Consider the following 14,516-nt stretch of genomic DNA (forward strand, 5'->3'; position numbering starts at 1 on the left):
AGAAAGTGACATGATTGCTCTCTTATACCTAAACTAAAAAAGTGGAAAGCTTGAGGCCTCCCACTCTATCTATAGATTCTGATGAAGTACTTGAAATGAATCAAGCAATAATGTTTTACTTTAACTTATGTGTTTTCTTAGTCCCTTCATAGATCTCATACTTTAAGAAACGAGACTCTAACTTCCCATTAAACATTTTAATCTTTCTAGAAGGCCTTAAGCCTACGCTCTTAATTGCATCCATATTAGAAACGATAAACCAAGCTTGAGTTCCTGGATAATTTTGTTTTAGGGTGTTTCCAATATCCTTATAAAACTCCTCTAGATTCAATAATTCTAATCGTTCCCCGTAAGGCGGATTAAAAACCATATGCAAATGCCCTTCGGTGTTTTTTTCGGTTTGGAAAAAATCTTGATGCTCCACCTGGATAAATTCAGTTAAATTGGCATTTTCAATATTGTCTATAGCTTTATGAACGGCAGACGGAGCCTTATCATAACCAATGATTTTATGCTCAAAACCTCGTATTCTACTCAGTAAAGAAGCTTCTATTTTTTCAAATAAATCTACATCCCAATCTTTCCATTTTTCAAAGCCAAATTCTTTTTTATTCAAGTTTGGCGGAATGTTACACGCAATCATCGCCGCTTCTATTAAAATGGTTCCACTTCCACACATGGGATCCATAAAATCTGATAATCCATCCCAACCACTCATCAATAACATTCCTGCAGCTAGAACTTCATTAATAGGAGCAATATTGGTAGCGGTTTTGTACCCTCTTTTATGTAAAGACTGCCCAGAACTATCTAACGAAATGGTACAAAAGGTATCTTCAATATGCACGTTAATACGCAAATCTGGAAAATCTAAATCTACACTAGGTCTAAAACCGGTCGTATTCCTAAATAAATCTACAATCGCATCTTTGGTTTTTAACGCGATAAACTTACTGTGCGTAAAACGAGAAGAATGCACGGTAGCATCAATCGCTAAAGTACCTTTATTGTCTAAGTACGCTGGCCAATCCATGGCGTAAATCTTCTTGTAGAGATCTTCTTCAGAATCAATCCTAAAGGTTTGAATAGGTTTTAAGATTTTTATAGCGGTTCGCAAGCCCAAATTCGCTTTGTACATAAAGCCTTTGTCTCCTAAGAAACTAACGTTTCTCACCCCCTCTTTGACGTCTATTGCACCTAAATTTTTTAACTCTTTCGCTAATAGAGGCTCAAATCCGTAAAGGGTTTTTGCCACCATTTTATAATTATTTTCCATATAGAAGTTCTCTTGCTGCAAAAATACATTATTTTTGCAGGCTATGGGAAAAGATAAGACAAAATGGTACATCTCTTGGTTTGACACCAAGTATTACCATATTTTATATAAAGACAGGGGTTATGAAGAAGCAGAAGAATTTATGCGGAATCTCACCTCTTTTCTTCAGTTAAAAAAAGGATCCACCATTTTAGATTTAGCTTGTGGGAAAGGGAGACATTCCGTTTACTTGCATCAACTAGGTTATAAAGTAACCGGCGTAGACCTTTCTCCAAACAGCATACAAGAAGCCCAAAAATCTGAAAAGGAAGATCTTATTTTTCAAGTTCATGATATGTGTTTGCCCTTAACGGAAAAGTTTGATGGCGTATTTAACCTGTTTACGAGTTTTGGATATTTTGAAGATGAAGAAGATAATTTAAGAACCATAAAAGCCATAAAAGAGGAACTCGAACCTAATGGCTATGGTGTCATCGACTTTATGAATGTGCACGAGGTGATTAAAAATTTGGTGCCACAAAACACGCAAAGCATTCAGGGGATAGACTTTCACCTAGAGCGTTATGTGGAGGATGGTTTTATTTATAAAGACATTCAGTTTACCGACGAAGGGGAATCTTTTAAATTTCAGGAAAAAGTAAAAGCCATTAGCTTAGAACAGTTTAAAACCTACTTTGAAAAAGCAGGCTTACAAATAAAAAATCTCTTTGGAGATTACCATTTAAACGAATTTCACCTAGAAACTTCTCCTAGGCTTATTCTAATCTTTGAGCACGCATGAGTTTAATTTTACCCATTATTGCGGTTGTCATTGGTTTATTGATTGCCTATTTTCTAAAAGCCAATTCTACTTCGGTTAAATTGTTGTTATCTTTTAGTGGTGCTTTTTTATTATCGATTACCGTATTTGAGTTTATTCCTAAAGTATATGGCGATTACCATAAACTAATCGGTGTGTTTACCATGCTGGGGATTTTGCTCCAAATTTTTTTAGAGTTTCTTTCTAGAGGTGCAGAACACGGACATTTACATCATCATGAAGATACGCAGCGCTTTCCGGTTTTGCTCTTTATAAGTTTATGTATTCATTCCTTGTTGGAAGGTTATCCGTTACACGGAAATGATCATTTATTATGGGGCGTAGTAATTCATAAAGTCCCTATTGCTATCATTATCGCGTCTTTTCTCATACATTCTCAACTTTCTAAAACCAAAGTAATCCTTTTCTTACTCGTTTTTGCGATGATGACTCCTATAGGAAGTTTGATTCATAAATATTTTTCTTTCTTAACGGAATATGAAATTTATATTGAAGCTATGGTGATTGGTATTTTCTTGCATGTCTCTACCACCATCTTATTTGAATCTTCTAAAAATCATCAATTCAACATCTCTAAAGTGCTAATGATTGTTTTGGGTGTTGTCGTTGCTTATTTTTTATAATTTTCACCTGTTGATATAGTAGTTCGGTAGATTTTAAGCCACAAGTCTTATTTTTATCTTTACGCTATTAAAACTTTGAAGATGGTACAAGACTCAATTCCTTAGCCCCGATTGCAATGGAAATCCCGGAATGAAACGCTAGTGAAATGAGGAATTGTAATGGAAAGCGGGAAACCAATTTACCAAATATGGAATGTCTTTTATGCTCCTAATTATACCCATTTAATTTGGTATTATACAGTATAAAAGAGTTCTACACCCATAAGAATTTTATCAAAATAATTGGGCATATAACGGAGATACGTCAAAGATGATTTCGTTTTTTTAATACAAAACCCTAAACCGTATCGTCCCTTCTAAACCTTTGAGTTCTTCAATAACCGTTTTTTCGTAAGCTTTATTCACATCGGTAATCACATAACCTATTTGTTCGTTGGTTTTTAAGTACTGACCGTCTATATTAATTTGATGCTTGGCTAATAACTCATTAATTTTAGCCAAAATACCCGGCGTATTGTAATGGATATGAATAAGACGATGGGCATTTTTTAAAACAGGTAATTGTAAATTAGGAAAGTTGACACTGTTGGTGGTGCTTCCCGTATTAATATATTTTATAAAACGCTGCGGAACAAATTGGGCAATGTTTTCTTGAGCTTCGAGCGTGCTTCCGCCAATATGCGGAGTTAAAATAAGGTTAGGTAAACCTTTAAGTACACTTTCGAAAGCTTCGTCGTTTGTTTTTGGCTCTACAGGATAAACATCTATAGCGGCACCGCTTAGGTTTCCGTTGATCAGGTGTTTTTTTAGTGCATCTAGATTAACCACGTGTCCCCTACTCAAATTAATAAACACGCTGCCTTTCTGCATCTGCTGAAACTGCTCTTCGTCCATAAAATTTTTATTTTCAGGCCTTCCATCTACATGTAAAGAGATCACTTCGCAGGTTTGTAGCAATTCTTCCAAGCTATTGCATTTGGTCACATTTCCTAGAGGTAGTTTTTCAATTAAATCATAGTAATATACGTCAAAACCAAGACTTTCTGCCAAGACAGAGAGTTGAGCTCCAATATTTCCGTAACCAATAATTCCCAGTTTTTTCCCTCTTATCTCATAGCTTTTTGCTGCGGATTTATTCCACTTCCCTTGGTGCATTTGCTGCATTTTATCGGGGAGGTTTCTCAGCAATAAAATCATTTCCCCAATAGCCAATTCCACTACAGAACGCGTATTGCTATAGGGTGCATTAAACACTGGAATTCCTTTTTTGGCACAAGCCTCAAGATCTATTTGGTTGGTTCCTATACAAAAAGCACCTACTGCGATAAGACGTTTTGCGTTCGCCAACACTTCTTGCGTCAATTGTGTTTTAGAACGTATGCCTAGAATGGAAACATCTTTAATTTTTTCTTTGAGCTCTTCTTCATCCATCGCTCCGGGATGAGCGATTACTTGATAGCCTTCTTTCTCTAGAATAGCCTGAGCGGAAGGGTGAATATTCTCTAATAAAAGAGCTTTAATTCTATTTTTAGGATAAGATAAAGAGGTGTTCATATGGTGTAAATATAAAAATTCGTCTAAACTAGGAGTAATATGGTCTGCTTGCGCTATAACATTTTCTCTGGTTACATTTTCTGTAAAAGCATAAAATTTATTGGCAAAACCTGCCGCTTTTACTTCATAATCATTGTAGCCATCGCCAATCATAAAAATATCTCCCTCAAGGTTTAATGTTTTGAGTAATTTGGGTTTTCCGTTATTTTGGGCGAGTATATTGGATTCATCAAAACCGACAATATCTTTTTGATCATTTGTGACAAAAGTATTGGCATATACGTGCGATTCTAAAATACCAAAAGCCGTAACAATAGGAACTATAAATTCTTTAAAACCATTGGAAATAATATAAATTTGTGCGGCATGCTCTTGTAAAAATGGAGCATTTCTGGCAAAAGACACACTTATCTTATTTTTTAAAACCTGTATAAGCTCTCCAATATTTTCTTCATTAGCTTGTACCAAGTTTAAGCGTCGCTCTAAAGATTCTTTAAAATCGATTTCTCCTCGCATCGCTAAATGCGTAATTTCTTCTATTTCCCGACTAATTTCTTCTTGACGCGGATGCTCTTTTAGACTTATTTTTGCCAATTCATCTAAGGCTTCCACTTGGGTGAAAGTACTATCAAAATCTATAATGTAAACTTGATTATTTTTCATAGCTCTTACTAAGAATCTGCTTTAGGCATTAACCACTTTACAATCTAAAAGTTCCCGAGACAGGATTCAACTAAAAGTATAAAAAAAAGCCTTAACGTGATACGCTAAGGCTTTTAAAAAATCGTTTTTTTGAGATTAAGCGGTAACTTCTTCTTCGCTTTCTACCGTTGCCAGGTAACGCTCGGCATCTAATGCTGCCATACAACCCGTTCCCGCAGCGGTTACTGCCTGTCTATAATCTTTATCTTGTACATCTCCACTGGCAAAAACTCCAGGAAGATTGGTTTTAGTCGTTTTTGGTTCTGTAATCAGATAACCTGTTTCATCCATCTCTAACTGACCTTTAAAAATATCGGTATTTGGTTTATGTCCAATAGCGATAAAAAGACCTGTAATGGCAATCTCTTCTTTTTCTTGCGTTTGGTTATTCACCATACGTAAACCATCTACTACTTGTTCTCCCAAAACTTCATCAATTTCGGTGTTGTAACGCAAATCTATATTCTTGGTAGAAGTTACTCGATGTTGCATCGCTTTAGAAGCTCTCATCTCATCTTTTCTCACCAACATCGTCACTTTATTACAAATATTAGCTAGGTAAGTGGCTTCTTCGGCAGCGGTATCTCCACCTCCTACGATAGCCACATCTTGACCTTTATAGAAAAATCCATCACAAACCGCACAAGCTGAAACTCCGCCGCCACGTAATCTTTGCTCACTAGGAATCCCTAAATATTTAGCAGTTGCGCCAGTAGAAATAATTACCGTTTCGGCTTCTACCCAGGTTTTATTGTCTACGCAAGCTTTATGGATTCCTCCAACTTCTTTACTTAATTGTACTTCAGTTACCATTCCAATGCGCACCTCAGTTCCAAAACGTTCTGCCTGTTGTTGCAATTGTACCATCATGGTAGGACCATCAATTCCTTCCGGGTAACCGGGAAAATTATCTACTTCTGTAGTAGTCGTTAACTGTCCGCCTGGCTCCATACCCGTATACATGATTGGTTTTAAATCAGCTCTAGCTGCATAGATTGCTGCAGTATAGCCTGCAGGTCCAGATCCTATGATTAGACATTTGATTCTTTCCGTTTTATTTTCTTCTGACATGATCATTTACTTTTTTTGAATGGATAAAAATAATAAGATTCATCCATATTATACCATAAAAATGATGAAGACTTGTGATATAGTTATAAAGAATAATAATTAAACCAAATTAAGCATTTAATACTGTTTATAATTTGATATTTTTGTTAGAAACTAACATCCCATGAAGAAAGAAGATATACTTGCTAAAATTGATGAAAAGTACGAAAATCTAGGAGAAAATCCAGAGACCTATTTAAGCGGACTTCTACAAGCCAAGCCCATTAACTACTGGGATTACATACAAGTAGACACTTTGCTTTCTCTACAAAAGCCAAGAACAGATTTTGAAGATGAAGAAATCTTTATCATGTATCATCAAGTAACCGAACTTGTGCTTAAACTTATGATTCATGAGCTAAAGCAGATTACTTTAAAAAACCTTGAAGAAGCTATTTTAATAGATAAAATCAAACGAATTACGCGCTATACCAAAATGTTGATGACCTCTTTTGATGTGATGCGTGATGGAATGGATTATGACGATTACAATACCTTTAGAGCTACTTTGGCTCCCGCAAGCGGATTTCAAAGTGCTCAATTTAGATTTTTAGAAATCTATTGTACTCCCATAGAAAACCTTATCAATGTAAAAGGAAAAGAACGTCTTCCCAAAAACCCGAGTACAGCAGATTTATTTGACCAAGTATATTGGAAAGATGCTGGTCATAATCGTAAAACCGGAAAGAAAAGTTTAACCTTGAGAGCTTTTGAAGAGAAGTATTTAGATGATTTTATCGCTCTAGCCAAAAAAATGGAGGGAAATACCTTAGCGGAAAAATACCTTCAGATAGAAAATCCTTCCGAAGAACTTACCAAAGCATTAAGAGGTTTAGATTATTTGTTTAATGTAGAATGGCCTATCATTCATTTGAATACCGCGCAACATTACCTCAACAAAAAAGGAGAATCAAAAGCGGCTACAGGCGGCTCTGAATGGCAAAAATACCTACACCCTAAATACCAACAACGTAAATTCTTCCCTGCATTATGGACGGAAGAAGAAATTTTGCATTGGGCAGAAAACGCATAATCGAAACACTTTTAGCGTAAATTGTTTTACCCACTTTATATCATCCTAAATTTTTTTCTCTACGTAAGAAAAGATTTAGGATGATTTTTTTTGTTGATTTTATGAAATCCTAATTACTTATTCTTATTTTAGAGAACAAGTGACCAATACCAATTTAAATATGTAGTGTGGTATTAGGAAATTAAATTATTTTATGCTGAGTTGAAATTAAAAAGTAAGCATAAAAGAAACGATTTAATTGCGCTATTATCTGTTTAACTTGGTATAAAAAACCTAAACTAAAAAACTATGGAGAATAAAATGCAAATAAAATCCTTCGCCGCCTATAAAAAAAACTACAAAAGAAGTGTGGAGCAACCTGAAGAATTTTGGAGCGATGTAGCTCAGAATTTCTCTTGGAGAAAAAAATGGGATACGACTTTAGAATGGGATTTTTCTACACCAGAAATTAGCTGGTTTAAAGGAGGAAAATTAAACATCACCGAAAATTGCCTGGATAGACATGCAGCAGCAACTCCTAATAAAAACGCTATCATTTGGGAGCCCAACGATCCTAATGAAGAGTCTAGAACCATCACTTACAAACAGCTTTTAGTAAAAGTTTGTCATTTTGCCAACGTTCTTAAACGCAAAGGCATTAAAAAAGGAGATCGAGTTTGCATTTACATCCCTATGATCCCCGAGTTATCTATCGCCATGTTAGCTTGTGCGAGAATTGGCGCAATTCATTCTATTGTTTTTGCAGGTTTTTCCAGTAAAGCCATTAGCAATAGAATCAATGATTCAGAATGTAAATTATTAATTACTGCCAACGATTATTATAGAGGAAGAAAATCAATTCCGTTAAAGGAAGTGTGTGACGAAGCTTTAGAGAGCACCCCAAGCATTGAAAACGTGATCGTTTATCGCAGAACCATCAACTCTACTCCCATGAAAAAAGGTAGAGATACGTTTTGGTTTGATGAACTGCAAGACGCTTACGCGGAATGTGATCCCGAAGAGATGGATGCCGAAGATCCTTTGTTTATTTTATATACTTCTGGGTCTACCGGAAAGCCAAAAGGCATGGTGCATACCACGGCAGGATACATGATTGGTACCAGTTATACCTTTGAGAATGTGTTTCAACCCGATAAAGATTCCATTTATTGGTGTACGGCAGATATTGGTTGGATTACGGGTCACTCCTATATTATTTACGGTCCGTTAACCTCTGGCGCGACCACAGTCATGTTTGAAGGTGTCCCTAGCTATCCAGATTTTGGGAGATTTTGGGAGATTGTAGAGAAGTTCAAAATTACTCATTTTTACACGGCGCCGACGGCGATTAGAGCGATTGCCAAACAAGACATTTCTTTTGTAGAAAAACACGACCTTACTTCTTTAAAAGTGCTAGGAAGCGTTGGAGAACCTATTAATGAAGAAGCTTGGCACTGGTATAATGACCATATAGGAAAGTCTAAATGTCCTATTGTAGATACGTGGTGGCAGACAGAAACTGGAGCCATTATGATTTCTCCTTTAGCGGGAGTTACCGCAACCAGACCTACATTTGCAACCTTACCTCTACCCGGAGTGCAACCCGCATTAATGGATGAAGAAGGAAATGAAATAGAATTCGACGGACAAAAATCTGAAGGCCGATTAGCTATAAAAGCGCCTTGGCCAGCCATGGCGAGAACCATTTGGAACAACCACCAGCGTTTTAAAGATACCTACTTTTCTGCTTATAAAAATAAATATTTTACTGGCGATGGCGCTTACCGCGATGCTACAGAAAATTATAGAATTACGGGAAGAGTAGATGATGTAGTCATTGTCTCTGGACATAATTTGGGAACGGCTCCCATAGAAAATGCCATCAACGAACACGAATTGGTTTCTGAAAGTGCTATTGTAGGCTTCCCGCACGACGTAAAAGGAAATGCTTTATATGCCTACGTCATTTTACAGGATAATGCAGAGCCTTCGGAAGAATTAAAAAAGGAGATCTTAGCAAAAGTCATCAAACATGTGGGTGCGATTGCCAAGCCTGATAAAATTCAGTTTGTAGATAATTTACCCAAAACAAGAAGTGGTAAAATTATGCGGAGAATACTTAGAAAAATCGCTTCTAAAGACACCGATAATCTAGGAGACACTTCTACTTTATTGAATCCAGAAGTGGTACAAACTATAAAAGATAAGGCTTTATAAGCCTTATCTTTTTCTTTTTATTCCGTAAAGTTTAGGGGTTAGAAAATATCTACATCCCCTTTTCCTTCTCTTAATATTTCAGGATCACCTTCGCTTAAATCGATTACAGAAGAAGCCACGTTATCTCCGTATCCTCCATCGATAACTACATCTACAAGTTTATCCCACTTTTCAGCAATCAACTCTGGATCTGTAGTATATTCTAAGACTTCATCCTCATCTTTTATAGAAGTAGAAACAATAGGATTGCCTAAAGCAGTCACCAGCGCTCTGCATATATTATTATTAGGCACTCTAATTCCCACAGTTTTTTTCTTTTTAAATACAGAAGGTAAACTATTACTTCCCGGCAAGATAAAAGTATAAGGCCCCGGAAGATTTCTTTTTAAAATTTTAAAATTTTGATTATCAATTGATGCATATTCAGATAAGTTACTCAAATCTGCCACAATAAAGGAGAAGTTAGACTTTTCTAATTTCACTCCTTTAATCTGCGCAATTTTTTCTAAAGCAGCATTATTGGTAATATCACAACCTAATCCATACACCGTATCGGTAGGATAAATAACAAGACCTCCATTTTTAAGGACTTTTACCACCTTCTCTATTTCTTTTGGAGAGGGATTTTCTTCGTAAATCTTGATTAATTCCGCCATAAAATATATATTTTTTAGAAAGCATAAGTTAGCAAAAAAAAATTGCTTTTACACTTTTTTTTATGAATCAGCTTTGGTTTTTTAAATTAGTTTTGAGTTAAGATTGTTCGACCTCACTTTCTAATTTTAAAACTTTAGCACCATCTTCTTGTTCTATGAAAATGGCTTTGTTCCCTTGTTCTCCTTTTCTTGTAATTTTTGATCCTTTAATCGTTTTGGTAATTTCTTGAGTATAAGTTTCAATTACTTTCCCTGTAGCAGTTCCTTCACCCCATTTCCAACTAACTTTTGAGCCTTTTTTAATCATTTTTCTGTTATGTTTTATTTTTATTTAGGCTCTAGTTTAACAGTGCGTTAATCATATCTTGATAAAAAAAGTTTCCTCCTACGTAAGAAGGACAGCTTATCACAATTGTAATAGCTTTTTTAAACTACAGCCTTTATTTACTATTTATTAAAGAAGTTTAAGCTTAGCAAACCTGAGTAATAACTTCTTTAATCCGCCATTTTCAAAGTCGATTTCTGCTTTTTTATCTTGTCCTGCTCCTTCAATACCAATTATGCTTCCTTTTCCAAAACGCAGGTGCTCTACTTTTTGTCCAGGTTCTAATTGTAATATTTCTGATGACGCTTTCGCGGAATTACCACTGCTTTGAGGTCTAAGTTTTCTTAATTTCCTTAATTGTTCCTCACTAGGTTTATGCGCTGGTGGCGGAGTTCCTTTCTTAGGCTTGTTTTGTCTTAGCCTACTTTTATCTACTTCCCCAAAAACATCTGAATCGATTAAAGGCTTGTATTTATAATCATCCTGCGGAATCATATACTCTTTATATTCAGCGTCAATTTCTTCAATAAATCTACTGGGTTCTGCATCAATCAATTTCCCCCATCGGTAACGCGATTGGGTATAGGTTAAATAAGCTTGCTTTTCTGCTCTAGTCAAGGCCACATAAAAAAGTCGTCTTTCCTCTTCCAGTTCAGAACGGGTATTCATACTCATTCCTGAAGGAAAAAGTTCTTCCTCTAAACCTACAATATACACATAAGGAAATTCTAATCCTTTGGCCAAATGTATGGTCATTAAAGCCACTCTATCTTCCTCTTCGGTAGCTTTGTCCATATCGGTAGCAAGAGCTACATCTTCCAAAAATTCGGCTAGAGAACCATCGGTATCAGCAATTTCTTTTTGTTCTTCTACAAAATCTTTTATTCCGTTAAGGAGTTCTTCAATATTTTCTATACGTGCAATTCCTTCCGGAGTACCGTCTTTTTTAAATTCTTGAAGTAAACCTGTTTTCTTTGCAATAGATTCAGACACCGTAAACGCATCTTCCTTTTGCGCCATGACCTGAAAGCTTTTGATCATATTGGCAAAATTCGTCAGCTTGTTTTTAGTACCCTTGTTAATCTTGAGGTCTATTTTATCGATATTATCAATCACTTCAAAAATAGAACGCTTGTAATGATTGGCTGCTAGCACCAATTTATCCATGGTAGTTGCGCCAATTCCCCTCGCTGGATAATTAATCACCCGTTTTAAAGCTTCTTCATCTTTAGAATTTACCAGCAAACGCAAATAAGCCAACACATCTTTGATCTCTTTACGTTGGTAAAATGAAAGTCCGCCATAAATTCGATATGGAATGTCTCTCTTCCGTAAAGCATCTTCCATAGCTCTACTTTGCGCATTGGTTCTATAAAGAATGGCAAAATCTCCATTTCTCATTTGGTGCTCCATTCTATTATCAAAAATAGAACTGGCAACGTAACGTCCTTCTTCCCCATCAGTCAATAAGCGATTGACAATAATTTTGGGTCCGTCATCGTTAGCTGTCCAAACAATCTTTTCTAGCTTGGTTTTGTTTTTATCTATAATAGAGTTGGCCGCGTGTACAATATTTTTGGTAGAGCGGTAATTTTGCTCTAGGCGATACATTTCTACATTATCATAGTCACGCTGAAAATTTAAAATGTTGTTGATATTAGCTCCGCGGAAAGCGTAAATACTTTGCGCATCATCCCCTACCACACATATATTTTGAAATTTATCACTCAACGCGCGTACAATTAAATACTGCGAGTGGTTGGTATCTTGGTACTCATCTACTAAGATATATCTAAATCTATTTTGATATTTAGCCAATACTTCTGGAAAACGGGTTAAAAGCTCATTGGTTCTTAAAAGCAAGTCATCAAAATCCATGGCGCCGGCTTTAAAACAACGATCTACATAATGCTGATAGATTTCTCCCAAGCGAGGTCGCTTTGCCATCGCATCGGCTTCTTGCAATTCGGCATTTTGAAAATAAGCTTTTACGGTAACGAGACTGTTTTTATAGGAAGAAATTTTAGAGTAGACTTGTTTGTACTTATAAATGTCTTTATCTAAACTCAATTCTTTAATAATGGAGGAGATCAACCGTTGAGAATCTTGAGTATCGTAAATGGTAAAATTAGAAGGGTACCCTAATTTATCGGCTTCAAAACGGAGAATTTTAGCAAAAATAGAGTGGAATGTTCCCATCCATAGGTTTTTAGCTTCACTGCTTCCCACAATTTTGGAAATACGGCTTTTCATTTCCTTGGCCGCTTTATTGGTAAAAGTTAAAGATAGAATATTAAAAGGGTCTACCCCTTTACTCATTAAATAAGCAATTCTATACGTAAGTACTCTTGTCTTGCCAGATCCTGCACCAGCAATTACGATCATAGGACCGTCTTTTTGCAATACAGGCGCGCGTTGTGCGTCATTAAGTTCGGCTAGGTAATTCTCCAAAATAGTATCGTTTTAAAGTCGTGAATTTACTAAAAATAGAAAAATATTTCCCGCTTTCACGCTTAACTTATAAACAATATAAAGAAGCACATAGAATGTTTAAAACACTATTTGATTACATATATTTTAAATATCTTAGCCGCCTATTTACAAGACTTAATTATGATGGATAGCGTATTGGATTTTTTAGAAAAGATTACGTGGTGGCAATGGATAATCATTGGGGTTGTTATAGTTGCCATTAGGGACATCTTTTTTAATAAAAAACATATTATTACGAAAAACTTTCCCGTGGTTGGACATATCCGATACATGTTAGAGAGTATTGGCCCAGAATTAAGACAGTATATCGTTGCGAATAACCGTGAGGAACTTCCTTTTGATAGAATACAAAGAGGTTGGATATATGCATCTGCGAAGAATCAAAACAACTATGAAGGTTTTGGAACAGATCGCGATATTTATCAAAACAACTATATTTTCATCAATAATGCGATGACTCCTTATAAGATGGCTCCTAAGCATCCCAATATTAGTGATCCTTACTTTTTACCTTGTGCCAAGGTAATGGGCTTACATCATAAAAGAAGAAGACCTTATCGTCCTGCTTCTGTCATTAATGTTTCTGCCATGAGCTTTGGGAGTCTTTCGGCAAGAGCCATTGCTTCTTTAAATAAAGGAGTAAAACTAGCCAACGCCTATCACAATACTGGAGAAGGAGGAATTTCTCCATATCATAGAAATGGAGGCGATTTAGTATTACAAATTGGTACTGGTTATTTTGGAGTACGAGATGACGAGGGTAATTTTTCTATGGATAAGCTAATAAAGCTTGTAGAAAACACACCTACTTTAAGAGCTATTGAAATAAAACTATCTCAAGGTGCTAAACCAGGAAAAGGAGGAGTTCTTCCTGCCTCTAAAATCACCCAAGAGATTGCAGACATACGTCACGTCCCTATGGGAAAAGATGTGATTTCACCACCTTATCATAATGCTTTTGATGGTATTGATGAGATGATTGATTTCTTAGAAGATATCGCAGAAAAAACTGGACTTCCTGTCGGAATTAAAGCTGCTATAGGTAAAACTAACCAATGGCAAGAACTGGCCAGAAAGATGAAAGACACCAATCGCGGTCCTGATTTTATAAGTATTGATGGCGGAGAAGGTGGAACAGGTGCTGCTCCCCCAAGTTTCGCCGATCACGTTGCCGTACCTTGGACCTATGGTTTCCAAAAGATTTATAAGATCTTTAAAAACTATGATTTAAGCAATCAGATTGTGTTTGTAGGAAGTGGCAAGTTAGGATTTCCTTCTCAAGCTGCGATGGCTTTTTCTATGGGTGTAGATGTTATTAATGTGGCACGAGAGGCGATGATGAGCATAGGGTGTATACAAGCTCAAGCTTGTCATACCAACACCTGCCCTACAGGAGTAGCGACTCAAAATAAGTGGTTACAACGCGGAATAAATGTAGATAATAAGGCCGTACGCACCAATATGTATTTTAAGAATTTCCGTAAAGAATTTATTGAAATCACCCATGCTTGTGGTTATGAACACCCTTGTGAATTTACGATGGATGATGTGAATGTGAATTTAGGAGATCAAGATTTTACCAAAACACTAGCCGATTCCTATGAGTACCATAAAGTAAAAGTTCCTTTTGAAGGAGTTCGTGCTTTACAGAAATGTAAGTATCTTGGCGGAAATTATAAAAGAAAAGACTCCGAAGAATCTTTTGAAGAAGATGACGTTCGTTATTAA

General features: G+C 36.1%; 11 protein-coding genes. 5 read left to right on the forward strand and 6 right to left on the reverse strand.

Annotated elements, in window-relative coordinates; translation table 11 throughout:
• Nucleotides 1–115: 115 nt before the first annotated feature.
• Nucleotides 116–1,276 carry a THUMP domain-containing class I SAM-dependent RNA methyltransferase gene (locus RBU60_RS07525; RefSeq protein ID WP_308864189.1) on the reverse strand — a complete coding sequence of 387 codons (1,161 nt, stop codon included), beginning with the start codon at nt 1,274–1,276 and terminating at the stop codon, nt 116–118.
• 43 nt (nt 1,277–1,319) lie between these two features.
• On the opposite strand from RBU60_RS07525, the gene RBU60_RS07530 reads away from it, so the two are divergent.
• A complete protein-coding gene (locus RBU60_RS07530; protein WP_308864155.1) occupies nt 1,320–2,057 on the forward strand; it encodes a class I SAM-dependent methyltransferase in 738 nt (245 codons plus the stop codon).
• Entirely contained in the window at nt 2,054–2,719 is a 666-nt protein-coding gene (locus RBU60_RS07535; protein WP_308864157.1) for a ZIP family metal transporter, read from the forward strand. Before RBU60_RS07530 ends, RBU60_RS07535 begins: the two co-directional genes overlap by 4 nt.
• Before the next feature lie 324 nt (nt 2,720–3,043).
• Here the strand turns inward: RBU60_RS07535 and serA are convergent, their stop codons facing one another.
• Entirely contained in the window at nt 3,044–4,936 is a 1,893-nt protein-coding gene (serA, locus tag RBU60_RS07540; RefSeq protein ID WP_308864159.1) for a phosphoglycerate dehydrogenase, read from the reverse strand.
• 135 nt (nt 4,937–5,071) lie between these two features.
• On the reverse strand, nt 5,072–6,046 hold the full coding sequence (gene trxB / locus RBU60_RS07545) for a thioredoxin-disulfide reductase (RefSeq protein WP_308864161.1): 975 nt from the start codon (nt 6,044–6,046) through the stop codon (nt 5,072–5,074).
• Between the two features lie 163 nt (nt 6,047–6,209).
• Here trxB and RBU60_RS07550 point away from each other — a divergent pair, with 163 nt between their 5' ends.
• Nucleotides 6,210–7,118 carry a tryptophan 2,3-dioxygenase family protein gene (locus RBU60_RS07550; protein ID WP_308864163.1) on the forward strand — a complete coding sequence of 303 codons (909 nt, stop codon included), beginning with the start codon at nt 6,210–6,212 and terminating at the stop codon, nt 7,116–7,118.
• 288 nt (nt 7,119–7,406) lie between these two features.
• Nucleotides 7,407–9,314, forward strand: coding sequence for an acetate--CoA ligase (acs, locus tag RBU60_RS07555; protein ID WP_308864165.1), 1,908 nt, complete (start codon nt 7,407–7,409; stop codon nt 9,312–9,314).
• A gap of 38 nt (nt 9,315–9,352) precedes the next feature.
• Here the strand turns inward: acs and RBU60_RS07560 are convergent, their stop codons facing one another.
• The 3 genes from RBU60_RS07560 to RBU60_RS07570 all read right to left on the reverse strand — a co-directional run bounded on the left by RBU60_RS07560 (nt 9,353) and on the right by RBU60_RS07570 (nt 12,746).
• Nucleotides 9,353–9,970, reverse strand: a complete 618-nt coding sequence (locus RBU60_RS07560) for an L-threonylcarbamoyladenylate synthase (RefSeq protein WP_308864167.1) — start codon at nt 9,968–9,970, stop codon at nt 9,353–9,355.
• A 97-nt stretch (nt 9,971–10,067) separates the two neighbouring features.
• A complete protein-coding gene (locus RBU60_RS07565; protein WP_308864169.1) occupies nt 10,068–10,277 on the reverse strand; it encodes a hypervirulence associated TUDOR domain-containing protein in 210 nt (69 codons plus the stop codon).
• A 147-nt stretch (nt 10,278–10,424) separates the two neighbouring features.
• Complete coding sequence (locus RBU60_RS07570) at nt 10,425–12,746, reverse strand: ATP-dependent helicase (RefSeq protein WP_308864171.1); 2,322 nt, start codon at nt 12,744–12,746, stop codon at nt 10,425–10,427.
• A gap of 165 nt (nt 12,747–12,911) precedes the next feature.
• On the opposite strand from RBU60_RS07570, the gene RBU60_RS07575 reads away from it, so the two are divergent.
• Nucleotides 12,912–14,516, forward strand: a complete 1,605-nt coding sequence (locus RBU60_RS07575; protein WP_308864190.1) for an FMN-binding glutamate synthase family protein — start codon at nt 12,912–12,914, stop codon at nt 14,514–14,516.

The sequence above is a fragment of the Mesonia profundi genome (genome assembly GCF_031085155.1).
GTDB classification, from domain to species: Bacteria; Bacteroidota; Bacteroidia; order Flavobacteriales; family Flavobacteriaceae; genus Mesonia; species Mesonia profundi.